A 20,423-nucleotide genomic window follows, 5' to 3' on the forward strand; every position below is an offset into this window, starting at 1 on the left:
CGGTGACCGCCATGGCTTTTTCCGAACGTGTCTCGCGCCTTAAAAGTTCTCTGATTCGTGAAATCCTTGCCGCCGCGCAACGTCCGGAGGTGATGTCGTTCGCCGGCGGCCTGCCCGCCGAAGCCATGCTGCCGAAAGTCGAGTGGGCGGACATGCCGCTGTCGCTCGGCCAATACGGCATGAGCGAAGGCGAACCGGCGTTACGCGAAGCGTTGGCAGCGGAGGCGAGGGCGCTTGGCCTGGAGTGCACCGCAAGTCAGGTGCTGGTGGTCAGCGGCTCGCAGCAAACCCTTGATCTGGCGGCCAAGCTGTACATCGACAAGGGCACTGAAATTCTGCTGGAGGCGCCGACCTATCTCGCCGCACTACAAATCTTTCAGCTGTTCGGCGCCGATTGCCTGACCGTGCCGCAAGAGTCTGATGGGCCGAACCTGGCGCAACTGCGCGAGCGTCTGGAGCAGCATCGTCCGGCGTTCATCTACTTGATTCCGACGTTCCAGAACCCGTCCGCCGTGCGCTATAGCGAAGAAAAGCGTGCAGCGGTAGCGGCTTTGCTCGATGAGTTTGGCGTCACGTTGATCGAAGATGAGCCTTACCGCGAACTGACGTTCGATGGCGGCAGTGCCAAGCCGATTGCCGGGCGTCTGCAGAAGGCGAGCTGGATCTACACCGGCACCGTGTCGAAAACCTTGTTGCCCGGTTTACGCGTCGGCTACCTGATCGCCAGCCCGGACCTGTTCCCGCATCTGCTCAAACTCAAGCAATCGGCAGATCTGCATACCAACCGCATCGGCCAATGGCAGGCGTTGCAATGGATCGGCAGCGATAAGTATCAGCAGCATTTGAGTGCGTTGCGCGGGTTCTATCGGCAACGGCGGGATGCCTTTCAAGCGGCGCTGGAAACACATTTTTCTGATCTGGCGGATTGGAACATGCCACAGGGCGGGCTGTTTTTCTGGCTGACGCTGAAGCAACCGCTGGATACGCGAACACTACTCAATGAAGCGTTGGCCAATGATGTGGCGTTTATGCCGGGGGAGCCGTTCTTTCCGGATCCGGATAATCATCATGGGCATTTGCGCTTGAATTTCAGCCACATCGATCCGGCGCGTCTGGACGAAGGTTTGAAGCGATTGGCGGCGGTGGTGCGCCAGGCGCAGCTGGAAAAAGCGGCCTGAAAAGCAAATAAACCGGCTCGAGGGCCGGTTTGTTTTTGTCTGGGATTTGCAGTGGCTGAGAGAGCCTCATCGCTGGCTAGCCAGCTCCCACAGTGATCTGTGGCGTTCACAAAACCTGTGGGAGCTGGCTTGCCAGCGATGAGGCCATCAGCATCACCACGTAATCATCAGACCGCGGCAAACCGCTTATCCAGATAATCAATAATCACCTTGGACTCATACATCCAGGTTGTCTGGCCATTCTCTTCAATGCGCAGGCAAGGCACCTTGATCCGGCCGCCCTGATCCAGCAGCGTCTGACGATCCTGCTCGTTGTTCTTCGCATCCTTCAGCGCTACCGGCACATTCAGGCGACGCAGCGTGCGGCGGGTTTTCACGCAGAACGGGCAGGCATGGAACTGATACAGGGTCAGGCCTTTTGCGGCGGCGTTGACCTGGGCCTGAGTTTCGGCAGGACGCTGTTTCTTGCCCGGACGGGTGATGAAGTCGATGAAGATAATCAGTTGGCCGAGGCCGACACGAAGCGCTTTGACGAACACGTTTAAAGCCTCACGGTGCAAATTGAGAAAGGCGCGCAGCTTACCCGATTTTTCCCGGACGAAAAAAAACCGGCGATGAATGCCGGTTTTTTCTTCTTACAGCAAATTACTTGATGAGGCTGAGGAATTCACTGCGAGTCGCGGCGTTTTCACGGAACTCACCGAGCATCACCGAAGTGATCATCGACGAATTCTGCTTCTCCACACCACGCATCATCATGCACATGTGCTTGGCCTCGATTACCACGGCCACGCCCAGCGCGCCGGTGACTTGTTGCACAGCATCGGCGATCTGACGGCTGAGGTTTTCCTGGATCTGCAGGCGACGGGCGTACATGTCGACGATCCGCGCGACCTTCGACAGGCCCAGCACTTTGCCGCTCGGGATGTACGCGACGTGCGCCTTGCCGATGAACGGCAGCAGGTGGTGTTCGCACAACGAGTACAGCTCGATGTCCTTGACCAGCACCATTTCGCTGTTGTCGGAGCTGAACAGGGCACCGTTGGTGACCTCTTCGAGCGTCTGTTCATAACCGCGGCAGAGGTACTGCATGGCTTTGGCGGCACGCTTTGGCGTGTCGAGCAGGCCCTCGCGGGAAACGTCCTCGCCCAATTGGCCGAGAATCGCGGTGTAGTTCTGTTCCAGTGTCACAGGGGCTGATTCCATAAGGGTTTCAGAGGGGTACTGTTTCTGTCTGTACCAATTTTGTACCAATCAAGCTGTTTTCGAGCTTACCGAGTTCAACCCAGTCAGAGCTGGGGTGGGTCCATCGGGCGTAAGTCGATAGCAACATCTGAACGCTATGACCGAGCTGAGTGGCAATAAACGCAGGGTCCATACCCGCCATGAGGCACATGGTAGCTTATGTGTGTCGGCAGTTGTATTGCCGGCGGGCGCGAATTCCTAATTCGCTGGGTAGAGCCTGGAAGCATCTGGCAGCTATACCTGACTGCTGAATGAGCTTGAAGTACCTGGCTGACGGAAGCAGTAAGGCGATTTGGCGTACGCGTGGCGACCCTGTAAAGCTTGTTGTCGTTTTGATTGCCCTACTCAATGACGTGCAGTGGGCGACTGCTGAGCAGTGATTTGGCATTGGCTCAATCTTGAGTTTTTGCAGAGAGCTACGTGCGCGCTACCTCCGTTATTCCTGCAGTTCAGCGCCGCCGTCTCCAGGGATGCCTCAGACAGTTCGCCATGGCGAAACCAGACTGTGAGCGATGAGTACAGTGGTTACCATTGAGTTTGCTTCGAGAAGGTTACAAACGTGAGGACTAAAATATCTCGAGAGCAAGCTGAATATTAGAGTTTAAAGCGCTGCCAAATCCATACTTGGTAAATGAAAAGAGTGTGATGGGCGAGATTTAAAGCGAAAAAAATCTTATGTGCTAGGCTCATTTTGGTGCGGCTAGCGAGCGCCTGAACTTATCATGTTTACAGTATGTTGGTATTGAAAATATGTTGAGTATAAGAGAGTGCCAATTTAAGTTGTTGAGTAATGATCAGCTTTTCAGTTCACTGTTCGATAGTTTAAGTGAGAAGTACCTGGAGCGCTCTCAAGCAGTTGGCAGTGAAGGGCGTTCACTTGTGGTTTGTGGCGTTGAAATAGCTGGGCGCGCTGGATTTTATGAATTGAATGACGTGGTTCGGGTTGCGGAGCTTACATATCTACATGGTTTTGGCTTCGAAAGTAGTGACGCTTGGGTGAATGTCGTGGCCGCAACAACAGTCGATGAACTCCAGGGGCGACTTGATGTGCTTTATCGAGAATGTTTGCTTGATTATGAACTCTCATTTTTCTGAGGTGCTCTCAAATGGATATTAATGAGCTTATAGAGCGACTCGATGCTGTGATTGCAATGTCCGGGCGGCTGATCGATGAGGAACTTGAAGTTGGTGAATTTAACGACCTGGTATATCTGCTTGCTGTAGGGGTGCGGGAGATAAAGGAACTCTATGCAAAGCCTGCAAATATTACAGGTATTACGGAGTCCGATGGTCACGGTCTTGCTAGTATCATTGATAAGTATGATGATGGATTTCTTCATGCGACATTTGTTCTGCAGGCAGCGCTACAGTTGTTCAAGAGGTTGGAAGAGTCTGAAGAGCTGACTAATGTTGTGACTGTGCCTTGTCAGAAGAAACCCAGGCAAGTAAGTGTCATAGGTCAGAGACTTGTACGTGCGTGGAAAAAAAACAAAGCTTACAAGGCTCTTTTTGCAGGGTCTAGTTGGCAGCGTGTAAACGTTTCCGCTGAACCAGGAAATATGCTGGATCTATCTATGGAAAATACCCAGAGATTAAAGCGCCAGTTGCGGACCAGCTTGCTGGAAATGCACGCCGAAGCGGAACAAGTAGCAAGAGTTGATGGGCTGATCGATGATGATGCAGATATGGAAGAGGGACTGGATGAAGAGTCAGATGCTGAGCGCACCCATGAGTTGCGTGAGCGGTATCAGAAGTATATGGTTCAGTTTGATAGAAGGAAAGCTGCGATCGAAGTTAATGATCAGGTTGAAAAGGCCGATGCAGAACGCAGACTTCGTGAGTGGGAACACTTAGTTGATATTCCAAAATGGTTACGCATTGACGAAGTTAAAATTTATCGCGCATTGCTAGGGTTGCCATTTTACCTAAAGCATGCAACTAACGCTTGGTACAGAATCTTAAATGATGGAAAGTTGGACTCTTATGCGGAAATTCAGCGTAGAGATCCATCATGGGTCTCGCCGTTTAGTACCAATGGAAATATAACAGCTCTGGGGAACGGCGGTTTTGTCTTTTTTCGGGTTGAAGTGGGTGACCGCGAAATGAAAGACACGCGTTATGGGGAAACTCAGATCTCCTACCCGATTTCTTTGATCGGTCATGATGGCTGGGTTTCTCTGTATGATCAATTGAAGCCGTTAAACTCTGATTCAATGAAGTATTTTTACAATGAACAAAACCGATTGCTTCGAATCGCCAGGACAGAAGGTCGGGATAATATTTATATGAATTATTACTATGGCGAGGCTTCAAGTAGAACTGTTCTAGTGAAGCATAGAAAACCTGTTGCTAAACAAAAAACCAGAAAGGTCCTTGCCCAAAGATTTGCAGAGGATGAGCGCTTCAACGACTTGGCACGGATTCAGATACCATTCTCACACTTTGTGTTTCATGGCTCTCAGGCGCCGCTTGGTATTGCGCTATCGGTTCTAAATGAACTTCGATACTTAAGGCGGAGTGGGTTTCGATCGACTGTGTTGGCTGAGGTTAGCCATCTAGAAGGCGCTGATTTAGACGAGTACTTGGGGAAGTTGGTTGTGAAGCTTTTTCGTCCGGAAGCGAAGCTTCCGGTGGCGCTACGTTTTTTTGAAACAAAACTGCCGGAGTCGATTTCCAAGCCTGATGGAGATGAACGATTTACTAGTGGTGGCGCCGTAAATGATGATGTTATGGATTATGTAAATGAGGAATATCGATATATGAAGGTTCAAAAGGATTTAAGTTGTTTTCGGCGGCAGAGAAAAAGAAGCGATAAATCAAGCAGGAAATATGCTGAACTCACGAATAAAATTGACGTGTTGGGGATTGAGCGTGAATATTTGCTGACAGGAAAGCGTTTTCAAGGTCGTAAGCTTTGGATAGTCAATGATGAGGGTAAAGGTGAACGGTTTGGAAAGTTTATAAAATTGCGGAAATCAAGGAGCAAGGCTCCTGCTGTAGAATAAGAGTCAAAGGGTTTTTCTTGGATTAAGTTATAGCGTCTCTGCTTTAGGTATATTGCTACGGTGCAATAATTGCTTGAGCTGACTGCATAGCCCTCTTAGCGACTGAATCCCCTGCATTTGCAGAAGAATGAAACCCTTTGAACCCGCTGGCGCGGGATTTTATTGGGCAATTGCTGGAAATGAAGTTCAGTTTATAGGCTTGGTAAATCCTCGTTTTTCTTACTCTTGGCAGCAACCTGACACCCTTGATCAACTGGTGTATTCCTGTTTCAGTGTCACAGAGGCTGATTCCATAAGGGTTTCACAGGTGTGCGGTTACTGTCTGTACCAATCAAGCTGTTTTCAAGCTTCCCGAGCTCACCCCAGTCGGTGCTGGAGTTAACCCGTCGGGCGTATGTCGATAGTAACATCTGAACGCTATAACCGAGCTGATTGGCAATAAACGCAGGGTTCATACCCGCCATGAGGCACATGGTGGCGTTAGTGTGTCGGCAGTTGTATTGCCGGCGGGCGCGAATCCCCAATTCGATCAGCGCGGCCTGAAACGCTCGCCGACACCCAGAGCGTCAGACCCGATCTCTCACTTCAGCGAATTTATCGAGTAAAATCGCGGGCCGCAGGTCACCTTTACCCTGTAAAGAAAGAGCAGAGCGGCTGCGTGTCGAGGCTGAGCCTTGGCATGTGGAAGGCGACAAACGTTGAGTGAAAGGTTCATTGAAACGACGGCCCGAAAGGGCCTTTTGCATTACCTGGATGCGATTTTCGCGCCTGTTAGCCAAAGGAAAATCATGAAAAGTACAATCAATGATATGGCGTTTACCGAGCGTCGCCGCGTGCCTGTGAGGGCTTTATTGGGCGGTGTTTTATTCTTGGTCATGGCCATCCAGGGATTCCGTATGGAGTCCAATGGAATCGCTGCGCTGCTGCTAGTGTGTTCGTTATGGTACTTGGGCATGGCGTGGCTGAATCGCAACGCGGGTTCGCAAACTTTGATGATCCTCAAGGACAAGGGCATCTGGTTTTTCAATGCTGATGGGTTAGTCCCTTACACATCGATTGAAGCCACAGAGGTCGAATCGTACAGCGGGATAGCTCAGATGCAACTCAATACCGTACTTCATATCATTGCCGAAAGGGCTGATACCCTGCCTAACTTTAATGACAGCCGGTGGAAGATCTTTTTCAAGATGCCAAGTGCGCGCAAGGGTAAAGGCTTTCGTAAGCATCTTGTAGTGTTCAACTACGGTGGTCTGCGCGACGAAGACGGCAAAAACGTCGACTATGAAAACCTTGAAGAAGAACTTACGTACCGTATCGAAAAGGCTCGCCAAGAGGAATATGAGCAGAGCAATTCGGTTTATGTGCCCTCATCGTCAGCAAACGATGCGCTGTCGCCTGTCGCTCATTGAATCCCGCGTATCGCGACGGCCGCTGGCAGTGGGTGCAAAGCCGACTGCCGAAAGCTGCCGTTCAGCACCGCCATTCGAACAGCTTCAGCAAGTGAAAGCCCTGCATCGTGACTAACGATGCGGGGCTTCAGAGGGGGCGGATTATTCGTCGCGACCTTCCATCATGGTGCGTTTAAGCATCACGTAAACCGCGCCGGCACCGCCGTGTCTGGCCTGGCATGAGCAGAAGCCGAGCACTTGTGCGTGCTGGCGCAACCAGGTGTTGACGTGGCTTTTGATCATCGGCCGCTTGCCGTCGAGGCGCACAGCCTTGCCGTGGGTGACGCGCACGCAGCGGATTTCGAATCTGGTCGCTTCGGCAAGAAACGCCCAGAGGGTTTCGCGAGCCTTTTCGACGCTCATGCCGTGCAGATCGAGGCTGCCTTCGAACGGTATCTGGCCGACCTTGAGCTTGCGCATCTGACTTTCCTGCACGCCGTCACGCGCCCACATCAACTCGTCTTCCGGGCCGACGTCGATCACAAACTGATCGGACAGACCATCAACGGTAGCGGTGTCAGTGCGCACGGTGGCCGACTGACGCAGCTTGGCAATCTGTGCGCGGTCAGTCTTGGGTTTGCCGGTGTCGGCGCGGTCATGCTTGATCGGCTTGACGCCGCGCAACTCGTTTTTGAACAGGGAAAAATCGTCGTCTTGCATGTCAGCCTCCGCGAAGGGCGGCCAGTTTACCCAAGTCGAAACAAAACGGCCCGGCAAAAAGCCAGGCCGGTGATTCAGTCATGTTTTTTCATCAGGTGCGGGGACATGTTCAACTCCCGCGATTGCCGTGCGCGGCGGCGGCAGCGACGCCACAGGGCGACACCGAAATACAGAAACAGCAAACCGACCGCCAGAATGATTGCCGAACCCGTTGGTGTGGCGTTCAAGTCGCCGAGCGCTGGTGGGCGCCCGAGCAGGCTGGCGGCCCCGGCCATCGCCAGCAGCACACCGAACGTCGCCAGAATGGCCGCGATCGCTGCGCCGAATCGAAAACGCCAGTTGCTTTGGCCTTTGGGCCGCAAGCGGCGTGCGTCAAATCCATCGGATAACTTCATTCCGACCTTCCTCAATGGGTATCGGCCCTTCGACCGGGAGTTGACCGGGTTGTTCCTGAGGCTATGGCATTTGCGGCAAATGAGAGGATTTTGCAGATGAGCGGCGCCGTGAGCCGCTCATCAGAGCCGATCAGATCAGGTCTTGCGTCAACGCCAGCGTGGCGAAATTGTCCGCCATTATCGCCATTTCGGCTTCCTGCACGACGGCGGCGCTGAGCACGCGGCCCTTGAACGGCAAGTCACGGGTGGCGCAGGCGTCTTCCACCAGGGTGCAACGGAAACCCAGGTTCTTCGCCGCACGCACGGTGGTGCTGACGCTGGAGTGGCTCATGAAACCGCAGACGATCAAGTCCAGCGAGCCAAGGTTTTGCAAGCGATCGAGCAACTCGGTGCCATGGAACGCGCTCGGCAGCAGTTTGCCGATAATGGTTTCATCGCCCTGCGGCTCGAGGCCGGGGATGAATTCGCCGCGTTCGCCCTGCGGGTCGAACAGGCCACCGACGGTGCCGAGATGACGCACGTGCACGATCGGCCGACCGGCTGCACGGGCTGCGGCAACCACTTGTTTGATGTTCGCGACGGCCGCGTCCATGCCGCTCAGGGCCAGCGGGCCACTGAGATATTCTTTCTGGGCATCGATGATGACCACGGTGGCATGGCTCAGTGTGGCCGCTGCGTAACCGCGACCGCTGAGTTGAAACATCGTTTTTGGAACGGACATTCTGGGGCTCCTTGGGGTGGGGCTTTTGCGACATTGTCCTCTGGCTGAGCGGTTCTGTGAATCGCTACCATCGTAGGCACCGTCGTTATTGGCCTGCAGCCTTGTCAAGTTACACGTTCTGTTCAATGGCCGATGCAAAAAACAGAAAACTCCTACTGTCGGCGCGATGTTTTTCCTGCGTCGTCGTCAGGCGTTTTGGCTGCTAGAATCGCCAGTCGTTTTTTCTGGAGTTTTGCCCCGTGATCACTTCCCGACTTCGTACCCTGCGCGACCACATTCGTTGGGCCGTCAGCCGCTTCCATGGGGAGGATCTGTTTTTCGGCCATGGCACCGACAATGCCTGGGATGAAGCGCGACAGCTGGTGCTGGGAGCTTTGCACCTGCCGTGGGAAATCGCCGACAGCTACCTCGATTGCGCGCTGGAAGACGACGAGCTGGTCAATTTGCAACGCCTGCTCAAGCGTCGCATCGAAGAGCGCATTCCCACCGCTTACCTGTTGGGTGAAGCCTGGTTCTGCGGCATGTCGTTCATTGTCGACGAGCGCGTGTTGATCCCGCGTTCGCCGATTGGCGAACTGATCGAAAACCGCTTTGCGCCGTGGATCGGCACCGAGCCGGCGCGGATTCTTGACCTGTGCACCGGTTCCGGTTGCATCGGTATCGCCTGCGCCTACGAGTTCCAGAACGCCGAAGTGGTGCTGGCCGATCTGTCGTTCGAGGCGCTGGAAGTGGCCAACCAGAACATCGAGCGGCATGGTGTCGATGAGCGCGTCTACACCGTCCAGGGCGATGGTTTTGACGGTTTGCCGGGTCAGCGTTTCGACCTGATTGTGTCGAACCCGCCATACGTGGATGCGGAAGACTTCGCTGACATGCCGGACGAGTATCAGCATGAGCCCGAGCTGGGCCTGGCGTGTGGCGATGATGGTCTGAACCTGGTTCGACGCATGCTTGCTGAAGCGGCCGATCATCTGACCGAGAAAGGCCTGCTGATCGTTGAAGTGGGCAACAGCCAGGTGCACGTTGACGCGTTGTACCCGGAAGTCGATTTCGCCTGGCTCGAATTCGAGCGCGGCGGGCATGGCGTGTTCATGCTGACGGCGGAGCAGTGCCGCAACCACCAGGCCCTATTCGCTTCCCGCGTCTAATCGAGACTGATCGTTCCCACGCTCTGCGTGGGAATGCCTCAATGGACGCTCTGCGTCCGCTGTTGGGACGCGGAGCGTCCCGGGCTGCATTCCCACGCGGAGCGTGGGAACGATCAAGCACAGGGAAATGCATTCCAAGGTGGGAGCGAGCTTGCTCGCGAATGGCCGCGACGCGGTTTCAAGCGATCAGCGGTGCGTGGCAATCCAGATCAACAACCCCGCCTGAAACACCGCAAACGCCACCAGACAGGTTATCGTGAAGCGCAGCCCGGCATCTTCACGCTTGAACTTGCTGACCTTGTCTTCCTGCTTTTTCAGCTTCACTTCCTGCTCAGCCAGATTCTGTTCGGCTTGCTGAAGCATCTGCGCCGCTTCAAGAATCTCGACGATCTGCAGCTTCTCGCTGTTCCAGTCGCCGAGCAAATCGCTGACCAACACATCCTTGACGCTGCCCTTCAAGTGCTGGGCATCGGCGTACACCACATCAAAACCATGCACACGCAGGAAGTGATCGCGACGCAGGCGCGTGTCTTCGTTCAACGCGTCCTTGTTGTTCAAGTCCATGCCGTCGACGGTGTAGGTCGGCCAGCGTTTTTTCGCCCAATTGATGCCTTGCGCGGCCATGTAACGGCCGATGCCACGGTTCATCGGTTCGATCTGCAAGCCACTGTCGGGGCCGAAGTGCACACGCTTGGTGGTGTGATCCACCCACACGTCCAGCTGATTCTGCTCTTTGCGCACACGCTGGCCGGGCAGTTTGATCGCCATGCGCATCAGGCTTTTTTCTTTGCTGTTGCGCTCGGCATAGCCGAATTCGACGAAGCGCAAGGGGCGCCCGCCGGTGTTGCGATCGGTTTGCAGCGGGGCCAGGCGGAGCATCTTGTGGTGCTCGACGTGGACATCCGCCCACGGCAGCTCGACCGCTGGCGGTGCGTCTTTTTCAGCGGTGGTGTCGGGTGAAGTCTGGGTATCAGTCATAACGGCGAGATCCTGTCCAAGCCCTGCTTGTCGCCAGCCGTTGCGCTGGCGACAAAGACTTATCGGCCGTTTCTGTCAGGACTAGAGGGCAAACAACCGTTAACGGGTGCGAAGTCCGTCAATAAACTCGATGATCTTGCTGCCCAGTTCCGCTGCCAGGGGCAAATTTGGATCCTTGTACGAAGCCAATTGCCGCTTCATATCGTTGTGGACGATGCGCATGACGTGGTTCATGCCGTCGATCACCGCCAGTTCGGCGTCGGGTTTGGCGGCTTTCAGCGCCTGCGCATCGCCAACGCCGACCTGCATGTCGTTGCTGCCCTGGACGATCAGCGCCGGCATCTTCAATTGCGCGAAGGCTTTCGCCGGATCCTGACGGAACAGCGAAATCAGATACGGCTGCACGCTCGGGCGGAAAATCACCTGCAACGGTTGCGGCACATTGTCATCGGTGTGGCCGGCCTTGAGGCTGTCGAGCAGTTCGTTACTGCGCAGCATCAGCGGCGGCGGCAGGCTGCGGGCCAGTTGCTCGCGGATCACCTGATCGACCGGGCGGGCGCTGCCGGACAGGGAAATCACCGCTGCAGCATCGACTTTCGGCGCGGCGAGGCTGGCAATCAGCGCGCCTTCACTGTGGCCGAGCAGGATCAATTTGCCGAAACGCGGATCGGCCTTGAGTTTTTGCCCCCACGCCACCGCGTCCGCCGCATAGGCTTCCACCGACAAATTGCGCTCATCCGGCGTCGCCGCCAGGCTCGCCGCAACACCGCGCTTGTCGTAGCGCACGCTGGCGATGTTGTGTTTGGCCAGCACCCACGCCAGCCGTTTCAAGCTGTCGTTGCGCCCGCCGTCGGGGTTGTTTCCGTCGCGATCCGTAGGACCTGAGCCAGAAATGATCAGGACAACCGGCACCGGGTTGTCAGATTTTGGCAGCAGCAGCGAACCGAAAAGTTCGCCGGTGCCGGTATCCAAAGTAACCGGGCGTTGTAGGACAGTCGCTTGGGCAAAGCCCGTAAACAGGGTAAGACTCAAGATCAAAACTCGCAGCATCATCACGCCATCATTCGCCAAGGTGCCGGTTGGACTCGCCAGCACCAATAAGGTTCGAGGATGAACTACTCGGTTAGCCTGCGTATACTGGCGCGCATCACGAATTTGGGTTTGATTTCACGGAGCGTCCTGCATGTCCGGCAATACCTACGGCAAGTTGTTCACTGTCACCACCGCTGGCGAAAGCCATGGTCCGGCGTTGGTCGCCATTGTCGACGGCTGCCCGCCGGGCCTGGAGATCTCCCTCGAAGACCTGCAGCGCGACCTCGATCGCCGCAAGCCCGGCACCAGCCGCCACACCACCCAGCGTCAGGAAGCCGACGAAGTCGAAATCCTCTCTGGCGTGTTCGAAGGGCGCACCACCGGTTGCTCGATCGGCCTGCTGATCCGCAACACTGACCAGAAGTCCAAGGACTACTCGGCGATCAAGGATCTGTTCCGCCCGGCCCACGCCGACTACACCTACCACCACAAATACGGCGAGCGCGACTACCGTGGCGGTGGCCGCAGCTCGGCCCGCGAAACCGCGATGCGCGTGGCGGCCGGTGCGATTGCCAAGAAATACCTGGCCAGCCAAGGCATCGTCATCCGTGGCTACATGAGCCAGCTCGGCCCGATCGAAATCCCGTTCAAGACCTGGGATTCGGTGGAAGAGAATGCCTTCTTCAGCCCGGATCCGGACAAAGTCCCGGAGCTGGAAGCCTATATGGACCAGTTGCGCCGCGACCAAGACTCGGTCGGCGCCAAGATCACCGTTGTCGCCGAAGGTGTGATGCCGGGCCTGGGCGAGCCGATTTTCGACCGCCTCGACGCTGAGCTGGCTCATGCGCTGATGAGCATCAACGCGGTCAAAGGCGTGGAAATCGGCGCCGGTTTCGCCTCGGTCGCCCAGCGCGGCACTGAGCACCGCGATGAAATGACCCCGCAAGGTTTCCTCAGCAATAATGCCGGCGGCATTCTCGGTGGTATTTCTTCCGGTCAGCCGATCGTTGCGCACCTGGCGTTGAAACCGACGTCGAGCATCACCACCCCGGGTCGTTCGATCGATATCCACGGCAACCCGGTCGATGTGATCACCAAGGGCCGTCACGACCCGTGCGTCGGCATCCGCGCCACGCCAATTGCCGAAGCGATGATGGCCATCGTGCTGATGGATCACTTGCTGCGTCACCGTGGCCAGAACGCCGATGTGCGCGTGAGCACGCCGGTGCTGGGTCAGCTTTGATGGCGGGCTCTAAAGCCGTCGCGGCATAACCGTGGCGGCGCTCCCTTACTGGCGGCTGTCCAGTTTCTATCTGTTCTATTTCGCCTTGCTCGGTTCGACAGCGCCGTTTCTGGCGCTGTACTTCGACCACCTCGGCTTCAGTCCGGCGCGGATTGGTGAGCTGGTTGCGATCCCGATGCTGATGCGCTGTGTGGCGCCGAACATCTGGGGCTGGCTCGGCGATTACACCGGCAAACGCCTGGCCATCGTGCGTTTTGGCGCCGTGTGCACACTGCTGACCTTCTCGTTGATTTTCGTCAGCAAGACCTACGCCTGGCTGGCGATGGTCATGGCTCTGCACGCATTCTTCTGGCACGCGGTGCTGCCGCAATTCGAAGTGATTACGCTGGCGCATTTGCAGGGGCAGACCTCGCGTTACAGCCAGATCCGGCTGTGGGGTTCGATCGGTTTCATCATCACCGTGGTGGTGCTCGGCCGATTGTTCGAATGGCTGAGCCTTGATATCTACCCGGCAGCGCTGGTGTTGATCATGGCCGGCATCGTGCTCAGCAGTCTGTGGGTGCCGAATGCGCAACCGCCGCAAGGCAATCGGCCGAACGGCGAGGGCTTTCTCAAACAGCTGCGCAATCCCGGCGTGCTGGCGTTTTACGGTTGCGTGGCGTTGATGCAGATGAGCCACGGCCCGTATTACACCTTTCTGACCCTGCACCTTGAACGGCTCGGCTACACACGCGGCACGATCGGTATGCTCTGGGCCGTGGGAGTCGTCGCCGAAGTGCTGATGTTTATGGCAATGAGCCGGATTCTCGCGCGGTTTTCCCTGCGCCGGGTGCTGATGGCGAGTTTTCTGCTGGCGGCGCTGCGCTGGTTGCTGCTAGGTTCGTTCGCCGAGTTTCTCTGGGTGCTGTTGTTCGCGCAGATTCTGCACGCGGCGACCTTCGGCAGTTTTCACGCCGCTGCCATCGCCTTCGTGCAACGTAGCTTCGGCGCCCGCCAGCAAGGGCAGGGCCAGGCGTTGTACGCCGCACTGGCCGGCACCGGCGGTGCGCTTGGCGCGTTGTATTCCGGTTACAGCTGGAATGCCCTCGGCGCGACATTGACCTTTAGTATTGCCAGTCTCGCGGCGCTCGCTGCTGCCGTTATCATTGCCACACGTATGCAAGAGGACAGGCCATGAGCCTTACGCGTGAACAACTCGCCCAGCAAATCGTCGACGCCGGGCGCTTTCTTTATGGTCGCGGCTGGTCGCCGGCCACCAGCAGCAATTACTCGACGCGCCTGTCGCCGAGCGAAGCGCTGCTGACCGTGTCCGGCAAGCACAAGGGCCAGTTGGGCCTGGACGATGTGCTCGCCACCGATCTTTCCGGCAACAGCCTGGAGCCGGGCAAAAAGCCGTCCGCCGAAACCCTGCTGCACACTCAGCTTTATAGCTGGCGGCCGGAGATCGGCGCAGTGCTGCACACCCATTCGGTGAATGCCACGGTGCTGTCGCGCCTGACCCCTGAAGACTTTATCGAGTTCGAAGACTACGAATTGCAAAAGGCCTTCAGCGGCATCTCGACCCACGAATCGCCGGTGCGCGTGCCGATTTTCGACAACGATCAGGACATTGCGCGCCTCGCCGCCAAGGTGCAGCCTTGGCTCGACGCCCATCCCGATTGCGTCGGTTATCTGATTCGCGGCCACGGCCTCTACACCTGGGGCGCGCAGATGAACGACGCGCTGCGACAAATCGAGGCCTTTGAATTTCTGTTTGAATGCGAGTTGAAAACCCGCAGCGTCATGAACCGCCAAGGCTGACTTCACCGGAAGTAGCCCATTTGCCTGATGAAATGCTGTGCCCGACCGGTCTGCAAGAACCGGACGGCAAGGCCGATACCGAGGAATTGCCCCAATGAGCAGCCTGTCCGTCTATCACGTCTCAAGCCCCGAGATTCCTAACAAAGTGCTGACCCACTTTGAAGACATCGCCTCGACCCTGGCCGAGCAGGGCGTGCGCTTCGACCGCTGGCAAGCCGCCGCAAAGATCCAGCCCGGCGCCACGCAGGAAGAAGTGATCAGCGCTTATAAAGAACAGATCGACAAACTGATGACCGAGCGCGGTTATATCACCGTCGACGTCATCAGTCTGAACAGCGATCACCCGCAAAAAGCCGAACTGCGCGCCAAGTTCCTTGAAGAACACCGCCATGCCGAAGACGAAGTACGCTTTTTCGTTGCTGGCCGTGGCCTGTTTACTCTGCACATCGACGATTACGTCTACGCCGTACTGTGCGAGAAGAACGATCTGATCTCGGTGCCGGCCGGCACCAAGCACTGGTTCGACATGGGCGAGCACCCGCACTTCGTGGCGATCCGCCTGTTCAACAACCCTGAAGGCTGGGTTGCCAACTTCACCGGCGAAGACATCGCTGGTCGTTTCCCGCGACTGGAGGACTGATTCGATGTCGATCAAAGCCATTGTCACTGACATCGAAGGCACCACCAGCGCGGTCAGTTTTGTGTTTGACGTGCTGTTTCCCTACGCGGCCAAACATTTGCCGGATTTCGTTCGGCAGAACGCCGAACGCGCCGATGTTGCTGAGCAACTCGACGCCGTACGCCGTGACAGCAATGCACCGCAGGCGGATGTTGAACGGGTTGTTGAAATTCTCTTGAGCTGGATCGAGGAAGATCGCAAAGCCACGCCACTCAAGGCCTTGCAAGGCATGGTCTGGGCCCAGGGTTATCACGCCGGACAGTTGAAGGGGCATGTTTATCCGGACGCCGTTGAAGCGCTGCGACGCTGGCATGCGGCCGGTTATCAACTGTTTGTGTACTCGTCGGGGTCGATTCAGGCGCAGAAACTGATTTTCGGCTGCTCGGAGGCGGGGGATCTGACGCCACTGTTCAGCGGCTATTTCGACACGACTTCGGGGCCTAAGCGTGAGGCGCAGTCGTACACCAATATTCAGCAAGCCATTGGCGTCGCGCCCGAGGAAATTCTATTCCTCTCAGACATCGTCGAGGAACTCGACGCCGCGCAAGCAGCCGGTCTGCAAACCTGCGGCCTGGCCCGCGAAGGCGGCGAGCTGGGCAGCCACATCACCGTCGACACCTTCACCGGAATAGAACCCGAAGCTTTCTGATCCACACAATCCCTGTAGGAGCTGCGGAACGCTGCGATCTTTTGATCCTGATCTTCAAAAACAAGATCAAAAGATCGCAGCGTTCCGCAGCTCCTACAAAAAGTTAGCGATCGCAGTAAAGATCGCGCACAAAAAAAACAGGCCGTGAAGCGAGAGCTCCACGGCCTGTTTTGTTTAAAGCGGTTTAAGCGTTACAGCGAGTGATAAGTCGGCAGGGCAAAACGCTGCTGGCTCTGCAGCATGGCAATTTGCGGCAGTTCACTGGCTTGTTCAGCCAGGTCGCGGCGAATGGCACTGATCGCCCACGACAGTTGGTCGCCGGCATGCAGTTGTTGATAAGTCAGTGCGCGTTTAAACACTTTGCCGTCGCTGCTACGCAGAGTCAGCAGGATCCCGCCATCGGGACGTGGCGCAGTGGTGACGTCGAAGTTGGAGAACAGGGAGGTAAATTTTTCTTGGATCAGGCTCATGTCTTTCAGCTCCGTATGCACTTGAATGGCAAGCATGCAGAGGAGGTTGCAGCGATTGTGCCAGCATTTGAAAATAATAAATCCCTTTAAAATCAATAACTTATAAATTTAGAAAATTTCAGGCGTCGTGCAAACTGCATGAATGGCCATCGTGCATCCTGCATTTTGCGGGATCGTTGTCCAATCCACGGAACCAATCGCCAACCCGGTGATCACCGCAGCCGCCGGTCGATCCGCGGATACAAAACATTGCAAAAACCGCGTGTACACCGTGAGAAGCGCTGACGTATTTTCGATCTCGACCCACGCTCGCACGCGTCGGTTGCTTCAAGCCAAAGCCCGAAAAATAAAAACATCGACCTGCACGTCAAGGTCGAACGGGGAGCTTCCATGAGTCACGCGCCAAGCGACACGATTACCTGGGGCATGATGCTCCGCAAACTGCCGATGATTGCCAAAGCCATCCCACGGGTGGTCAAGGGCATGAAGGTGGCCAATGTCACGGATCCGACCCAAAGCTGTGGCCTTGGCTGGACGTTCGAGCAAGCGACGCTGCGCAACCCCGAAGGGCCGGCGTTATTGCAGGGCGATGTGCGGCTGACCTATGCGCAGGTCAACCAGTGGGCCAACCGCATCGCTCACTATCTGAACGGGCAGGGCATCGGCAAGGGCGACGTGGTCGCGGTGTTTATCGAAAACCGCCCGGAATTGCTAGTGACCATTCTGGCGCTGGCCAAGGTCGGTGCGGTCAGCGCGCTGCTCAATACCTCACAGACTCGCGACACGCTGATCCACAGCGTGAATCTGGTGGCGCCGGTGGCGATTGTCGTGGGTGAAGAACTGCTTCCCGCTTTTGCAGCGATTCGTGATCAAGTGACGATTACCGCGCCGCGCACCTGGTTTGTCGCCGATCAGGACACCTATAGCCATCCGGGCATCGCGCCCGAAGGTTACGTCAATCTGATCAGCGCCAGTGCCGACGCCTACAGCGAAAATCCGCCGAGCAGCCAGCAGATCTTTTTCGACGATCCGTGTTTCTACATTTACACCTCAGGCACCACCGGCCTGCCCAAGGCTGGAGTGTTCAAGCACGGGCGCTGGATGCGCAGCTCCGCCAGTTTCGGCATGATCGCCCTGAACATGAGCGCCGACGATGTCGTTTATTGCACTTTGCCGCTGTACCACGCCACAGGTTTGTGTGTGTGCTGGGGCTCGGCAGTCAACGGCGCCTCGGGCTTCGCGATCCGCCGCAAGTTCAGCGCCAGTCAGTTCTGGAATGACGTGCGCCGCTATCGCGCGACGACCATCGGTTACGTCGGCGAACTGTGCCGTTATCTGGTCGATCAACCGGCCTGCGCCGACGACAGCCGCCACGATGTGCGCAAGATGATCGGCAACGGTTTGCGCCCGGGCGCCTGGGCCGAATTCAAGACCCGTTTCGCTGTCGAGCACATCTGTGAACTGTATGCGGCGAGCGACGGCAATATCGGTTTTACCAACATTCTCAACTTCGACAACACCATTGGTTTTTCCCTGATGGCCTGGGAATTGGTGGCCTACGACCATGACAGCGGTGAACCGGTCCGCAGCCCTGACGGTTTCATGCGCAAGGTCGGCAAAGGCGAGCAGGGCTTGCTGCTGGCGCGGATCGACGAGAAGGCGCCGCTGGACGGCTACACCGATCCGCAGAAAACCGCCAAGGTCGTACTGCACGACGTATTTAGCAAAGGCGATCGCTTTTTCAACACCGGCGACCTGCTGCGCGATATCGGTTTTGGCCACGCACAATTTGTTGATCGCCTCGGCGACACCTATCGCTGGAAGGGCGAAAACGTCTCGACCACTGAGGTCGAAAACCTTTTACTGCAACATCCGCACATCTCCGAGGCGGTGGCTTATGGCGTGGAGATCCGCAATACCAACGGCCGCGCCGGCATGGCGGCGATTACCCCGGCGGAATCCCTCGCGACGCTGGATTTCGCCGAGTTGCTGAGCTTTGCCCGGGAGCGCATGCCAGCCTATGCCGTGCCGTTGTTCCTGCGAGTGAAGGTCAAAATGGAAACTACAGGCACCTTCAAATACCAGAAAACCCGACTGAAGAATGAAGGCTTCGACCCCGGCCAGACCAGCGATGACCCGATTTACGCCTGGCTGCCTGGCACGCAGACTTACGTGCGGGTCACCGACGAAGTGTTCGCGGAAATTCATCAGGGCAAGCATCGTTATTGAATCTGGCTATGGCGCGACTTGAGAAAAAGGGGGTGACAGCCAGCGTCTCGCTCTGGAAACTGTCGGCTTTCCGATTGACCGAAAGTGGAGTTGCCCCATGTCCGACCAAAGCCGCCAGATGACCCCTGAAGAAGCTGCCGAATTCACCGAGCAGGTTTTCAACAAGGCGCGCGACGGTGATGCCGAGATGCTTGATCGCCTGGTCACCGCCGGTTTGCCGGTCAACCTGAAAAACAGCAAGGGTGACACGCTGCTGATGCTGGCCAGCTACTACGGCCATGTCGATGCGGTGAACGTACTGCTCAAACACAAGGCCGATCCGGAAATGCGCAATGGCAACGGCCAGAGCCCGATTGCCGGTGCTGCGTTCAAGGGCGATCTGGCGGTGGTCAAGGCGCTGGTCGAGGCGGGCGCCGAGATCGAAGGCTCGTCGTTTGATGGGCGTACGGCGCTGATGATGGCAGCGATGTTCAACCGTGTTGAAATCGTCGACTACCTGATCAGCAAGGGTGCCAACGCGCAAGCCAAGGACGCCAATGGCGTGACGGCGCTGGACGCTGCACGGACGATGGGCGCGGTTGATACCACTGCGCAGCTGGAAAAGCTGTCGGGCTGAAATCCCTTCTGATGGACTGTGGCGAAGGGGAGAATGCGCTATCCTTCGCGCCCTCGAAATTCACCTTCGCCACAGGATCCGCCCTCATGAAAGCCGCACTCGTCGAACTCATCAGCAAAATCAGCTCCGGCTGCATGGGCGAGGACGAGATCCTGAAAGTCGCCGACGAAGCGGCACAGGCCTACGCCGATGCCGATGCTTTTCTGGCAGCCAACCCCGACATCAACTACGACGATACCTTCCCGATCCCGCTGGGCGAGTGGGTCGTGGTCGGCAGCCTGCCGGAAACCGTGCTGTTCCAGGCTGACACTTACGTCGACCTGTTCGCGCAGATCGTTGCCTCTTTTGGCCCGGGCGTTGATTTCAACCTCAAACCCAAGCAACTGGCCAAGACCGAAGCCCTGACTGCGCTCAATCGCATACAGGTGCAGATGAGCAGCATGAACAAGGAAAACGGCGGCTACACGCTGATGAACTTCAGCCAACTGCTCGACGACGAATTGCAAATGGTGTTGGTCTTCGGCAACGACGTGCCTCGGGTGCTGGAACTGTGCGCCGAAGTCGGCATCGCCGCCGCGCCATCGCTCGAAGCCCTGAAGATCGCCGTTCACGTCTGAGCGCAATTGCAATAAAAGGGAACCCTGCGCGCGACCGTCTATCCTAAAAGTGCATGCCACTATTCTGGAGCGACACCATGGGTTCCACGTTCAACGGTCTGATTGGCCTGATCATCCTTGCCCTCGACATCTGGGCCATCATCAATGTGCTGAAAAGCGGTGCCACCACCGGGATGAAAATCGTCTGGGTGCTGCTGATCATCCTCCTGCCGGTGCTGGGCCTGATCATCTGGGCGATTGCCGGACCGCGCGGCAACGTCAGAATCTAGCCGCAAACTTCGTGAGCGACCCAAAACCTGTGGGAGCTGGC

22 protein-coding genes and 2 pseudogenes are annotated in these 20,423 nt (G+C 56.6%); 14 read left to right on the forward strand and 10 right to left on the reverse strand.

Annotation, left to right across the window (positions count from 1 at the left end):
• Positions 1–11 precede the first annotated feature (11 nt).
• Positions 12–1,178, forward strand: coding sequence for a PLP-dependent aminotransferase family protein (locus tag RMV17_RS08885; protein WP_311886289.1), 1,167 nt, complete (start codon positions 12–14; stop codon positions 1,176–1,178).
• A gap of 167 nt (positions 1,179–1,345) precedes the next feature.
• Here RMV17_RS08885 and RMV17_RS08890 read toward each other — a convergent pair whose 3' ends face one another.
• The 3 genes and pseudogenes from RMV17_RS08890 to RMV17_RS08900 all read right to left on the reverse strand — a co-directional run.
• The gene (locus tag RMV17_RS08890) at positions 1,346–1,717 is read right to left on the reverse strand and encodes a glutathione S-transferase N-terminal domain-containing protein (RefSeq protein WP_108226886.1); all 372 of its coding nucleotides are present in this window, start codon (positions 1,715–1,717) and stop codon (positions 1,346–1,348) included.
• A gap of 106 nt (positions 1,718–1,823) precedes the next feature.
• Positions 1,824–2,369: a GTP cyclohydrolase I FolE gene (gene folE / locus RMV17_RS08895; RefSeq protein WP_010456659.1), complete on the reverse strand. Its 546-nt coding sequence runs from the start codon at positions 2,367–2,369 to the stop codon at positions 1,824–1,826.
• 22 nt (positions 2,370–2,391) lie between these two features.
• A pseudogene (locus tag RMV17_RS08900) lies at positions 2,392–2,652 on the reverse strand (site-specific integrase); the annotation flags it as partial.
• A 551-nt stretch (positions 2,653–3,203) separates the two neighbouring features.
• Between RMV17_RS08900 and RMV17_RS08905 the strand changes: the two are divergent.
• Together RMV17_RS08905 and RMV17_RS08910 are read left to right on the forward strand one after the other, a co-directional pair.
• The gene (locus RMV17_RS08905; protein ID WP_311902257.1) at positions 3,204–3,518 is read left to right on the forward strand and encodes a hypothetical protein; all 315 of its coding nucleotides are present in this window, start codon (positions 3,204–3,206) and stop codon (positions 3,516–3,518) included.
• Between the two features lie 11 nt (positions 3,519–3,529).
• Complete coding sequence (locus RMV17_RS08910) at positions 3,530–5,428, forward strand: hypothetical protein (protein WP_311886291.1); 1,899 nt, start codon at positions 3,530–3,532, stop codon at positions 5,426–5,428.
• 275 nt (positions 5,429–5,703) lie between these two features.
• On the opposite strand, the pseudogene RMV17_RS08915 reads toward RMV17_RS08910, so the two are convergent.
• Positions 5,704–5,973 (reverse strand): annotated as a pseudogene (locus RMV17_RS08915) (site-specific integrase); the annotation flags it as partial.
• Positions 5,974–6,216: 243 nt separating this feature from the next.
• Here RMV17_RS08915 and RMV17_RS08920 point away from each other — a divergent pair.
• Positions 6,217–6,837: a hypothetical protein gene (locus RMV17_RS08920; RefSeq protein WP_311886292.1), complete on the forward strand. Its 621-nt coding sequence runs from the start codon at positions 6,217–6,219 to the stop codon at positions 6,835–6,837.
• 141 nt (positions 6,838–6,978) lie between these two features.
• Here the strand turns inward: RMV17_RS08920 and RMV17_RS08925 are convergent, their stop codons facing one another.
• From RMV17_RS08925 to RMV17_RS08935, 3 genes are all read right to left on the reverse strand, one after another.
• A complete protein-coding gene (locus RMV17_RS08925) occupies positions 6,979–7,536 on the reverse strand; it encodes a Smr/MutS family protein (RefSeq protein ID WP_108226884.1) in 558 nt (185 codons plus the stop codon).
• A gap of 74 nt (positions 7,537–7,610) precedes the next feature.
• Positions 7,611–7,931, reverse strand: coding sequence for a hypothetical protein (locus RMV17_RS08930; protein ID WP_003223191.1), 321 nt, complete (start codon positions 7,929–7,931; stop codon positions 7,611–7,613).
• 130 nt (positions 7,932–8,061) lie between these two features.
• Positions 8,062–8,652 carry a cysteine hydrolase family protein gene (locus RMV17_RS08935; RefSeq protein WP_007914026.1) on the reverse strand — a complete coding sequence of 197 codons (591 nt, stop codon included), beginning with the start codon at positions 8,650–8,652 and terminating at the stop codon, positions 8,062–8,064.
• 239 nt (positions 8,653–8,891) lie between these two features.
• On the opposite strand from RMV17_RS08935, the gene prmB reads away from it, so the two are divergent.
• Positions 8,892–9,800, forward strand: coding sequence for a 50S ribosomal protein L3 N(5)-glutamine methyltransferase (prmB, locus tag RMV17_RS08940; protein WP_034151742.1), 909 nt, complete (start codon positions 8,892–8,894; stop codon positions 9,798–9,800).
• A gap of 186 nt (positions 9,801–9,986) precedes the next feature.
• Here prmB and RMV17_RS08945 read toward each other — a convergent pair whose 3' ends face one another.
• Positions 9,987–10,778, reverse strand: a complete 792-nt coding sequence (locus RMV17_RS08945; protein WP_311886293.1) for a hypothetical protein — start codon at positions 10,776–10,778, stop codon at positions 9,987–9,989.
• Between the two features lie 99 nt (positions 10,779–10,877).
• Positions 10,878–11,831 (reverse strand): alpha/beta hydrolase, encoded by a 954-nt coding sequence (locus RMV17_RS08950; RefSeq protein ID WP_108226921.1) that lies wholly within the window; start codon positions 11,829–11,831, stop codon positions 10,878–10,880.
• 130 nt (positions 11,832–11,961) lie between these two features.
• On the opposite strand from RMV17_RS08950, the gene aroC reads away from it, so the two are divergent.
• The 5 genes from aroC (at position 11,962) to mtnC (ending at position 16,181) form a co-directional block, all read left to right on the forward strand.
• Complete coding sequence (aroC, locus tag RMV17_RS08955) at positions 11,962–13,053, forward strand: chorismate synthase (protein WP_008080929.1); 1,092 nt, start codon at positions 11,962–11,964, stop codon at positions 13,051–13,053.
• Between the two features lie 31 nt (positions 13,054–13,084).
• Positions 13,085–14,230 carry an MFS transporter gene (locus tag RMV17_RS08960; RefSeq protein WP_311886294.1) on the forward strand — a complete coding sequence of 382 codons (1,146 nt, stop codon included), beginning with the start codon at positions 13,085–13,087 and terminating at the stop codon, positions 14,228–14,230.
• A complete protein-coding gene (locus RMV17_RS08965) occupies positions 14,227–14,853 on the forward strand; it encodes a methylthioribulose 1-phosphate dehydratase (RefSeq protein WP_108226880.1) in 627 nt (208 codons plus the stop codon). The genes RMV17_RS08960 and RMV17_RS08965 overlap by 4 nt, the downstream gene beginning before the upstream one ends.
• Positions 14,854–14,947: 94 nt before the next feature.
• Positions 14,948–15,493 carry an acireductone dioxygenase gene (locus RMV17_RS08970; RefSeq protein WP_311886295.1) on the forward strand — a complete coding sequence of 182 codons (546 nt, stop codon included), beginning with the start codon at positions 14,948–14,950 and terminating at the stop codon, positions 15,491–15,493.
• Between the two features lie 4 nt (positions 15,494–15,497).
• The gene (gene mtnC, locus RMV17_RS08975; RefSeq protein WP_311886296.1) at positions 15,498–16,181 is read left to right on the forward strand and encodes an acireductone synthase; all 684 of its coding nucleotides are present in this window, start codon (positions 15,498–15,500) and stop codon (positions 16,179–16,181) included.
• A 191-nt stretch (positions 16,182–16,372) separates the two neighbouring features.
• On the opposite strand, the gene RMV17_RS08980 is transcribed toward mtnC, so the two are convergent.
• Positions 16,373–16,651, reverse strand: coding sequence for a DUF3509 domain-containing protein (locus RMV17_RS08980; RefSeq protein WP_008080936.1), 279 nt, complete (start codon positions 16,649–16,651; stop codon positions 16,373–16,375).
• 390 nt (positions 16,652–17,041) lie between these two features.
• Here RMV17_RS08980 and RMV17_RS08985 point away from each other — a divergent pair, with 390 nt between their 5' ends.
• From RMV17_RS08985 to RMV17_RS09000, 4 genes are all read left to right on the forward strand, one after another.
• Positions 17,042–18,880 carry a long-chain-acyl-CoA synthetase gene (locus RMV17_RS08985; protein WP_311886297.1) on the forward strand — a complete coding sequence of 613 codons (1,839 nt, stop codon included), beginning with the start codon at positions 17,042–17,044 and terminating at the stop codon, positions 18,878–18,880.
• Positions 18,881–18,977: 97 nt separating this feature from the next.
• Positions 18,978–19,496, forward strand: a complete 519-nt coding sequence (locus tag RMV17_RS08990; protein ID WP_108226877.1) for an ankyrin repeat domain-containing protein — start codon at positions 18,978–18,980, stop codon at positions 19,494–19,496.
• An 86-nt stretch (positions 19,497–19,582) separates the two neighbouring features.
• Positions 19,583–20,113 (forward strand): hypothetical protein, encoded by a 531-nt coding sequence (locus RMV17_RS08995; protein WP_077571791.1) that lies wholly within the window; start codon positions 19,583–19,585, stop codon positions 20,111–20,113.
• A 77-nt stretch (positions 20,114–20,190) separates the two neighbouring features.
• The gene (locus tag RMV17_RS09000; RefSeq protein ID WP_007914053.1) at positions 20,191–20,382 is read left to right on the forward strand and encodes a PLDc N-terminal domain-containing protein; all 192 of its coding nucleotides are present in this window, start codon (positions 20,191–20,193) and stop codon (positions 20,380–20,382) included.
• The last annotated feature ends 41 nt before the right edge of the window (positions 20,383–20,423 follow it).

The organism is Pseudomonas sp. VD-NE ins (assembly GCF_031882575.1).
Classification (GTDB): Bacteria; Pseudomonadota; Gammaproteobacteria; order Pseudomonadales; family Pseudomonadaceae; genus Aquipseudomonas; species Aquipseudomonas fluorescens_BZ.

Coding starts and splice junctions, on each gene's coding strand:
- RMV17_RS08945 (WP_311886293.1), bottom strand. CDS start 10,778: ATGACTGATACCCAGACTTCACCCGACACCACCGCTGAAAAAGACGCA.
- RMV17_RS09000 (WP_007914053.1), top strand. CDS start 20,191: ATGGGTTCCACGTTCAACGGTCTGATTGGCCTGATCATCCTTGCCCTC.
- RMV17_RS08885 (WP_311886289.1), top strand. CDS start 12: ATGGCTTTTTCCGAACGTGTCTCGCGCCTTAAAAGTTCTCTGATTCGT.
- RMV17_RS08910 (WP_311886291.1), top strand. CDS start 3,530: ATGGATATTAATGAGCTTATAGAGCGACTCGATGCTGTGATTGCAATG.
- mtnC (WP_311886296.1), top strand. CDS start 15,498: ATGTCGATCAAAGCCATTGTCACTGACATCGAAGGCACCACCAGCGCG.
- RMV17_RS08995 (WP_077571791.1), top strand. CDS start 19,583: ATGAAAGCCGCACTCGTCGAACTCATCAGCAAAATCAGCTCCGGCTGC.
- RMV17_RS08950 (WP_108226921.1), bottom strand. CDS start 11,831: ATGATGCTGCGAGTTTTGATCTTGAGTCTTACCCTGTTTACGGGCTTT.
- RMV17_RS08935 (WP_007914026.1), bottom strand. CDS start 8,652: ATGTCCGTTCCAAAAACGATGTTTCAACTCAGCGGTCGCGGTTACGCA.
- RMV17_RS08990 (WP_108226877.1), top strand. CDS start 18,978: ATGTCCGACCAAAGCCGCCAGATGACCCCTGAAGAAGCTGCCGAATTC.
- RMV17_RS08980 (WP_008080936.1), bottom strand. CDS start 16,651: ATGAGCCTGATCCAAGAAAAATTTACCTCCCTGTTCTCCAACTTCGAC.
- RMV17_RS08985 (WP_311886297.1), top strand. CDS start 17,042: ATGAGTCACGCGCCAAGCGACACGATTACCTGGGGCATGATGCTCCGC.
- RMV17_RS08930 (WP_003223191.1), bottom strand. CDS start 7,931: ATGAAGTTATCCGATGGATTTGACGCACGCCGCTTGCGGCCCAAAGGC.
- RMV17_RS08970 (WP_311886295.1), top strand. CDS start 14,948: ATGAGCAGCCTGTCCGTCTATCACGTCTCAAGCCCCGAGATTCCTAAC.
- RMV17_RS08965 (WP_108226880.1), top strand. CDS start 14,227: ATGAGCCTTACGCGTGAACAACTCGCCCAGCAAATCGTCGACGCCGGG.
- RMV17_RS08925 (WP_108226884.1), bottom strand. CDS start 7,536: ATGCAAGACGACGATTTTTCCCTGTTCAAAAACGAGTTGCGCGGCGTC.
- RMV17_RS08920 (WP_311886292.1), top strand. CDS start 6,217: ATGAAAAGTACAATCAATGATATGGCGTTTACCGAGCGTCGCCGCGTG.
- aroC (WP_008080929.1), top strand. CDS start 11,962: ATGTCCGGCAATACCTACGGCAAGTTGTTCACTGTCACCACCGCTGGC.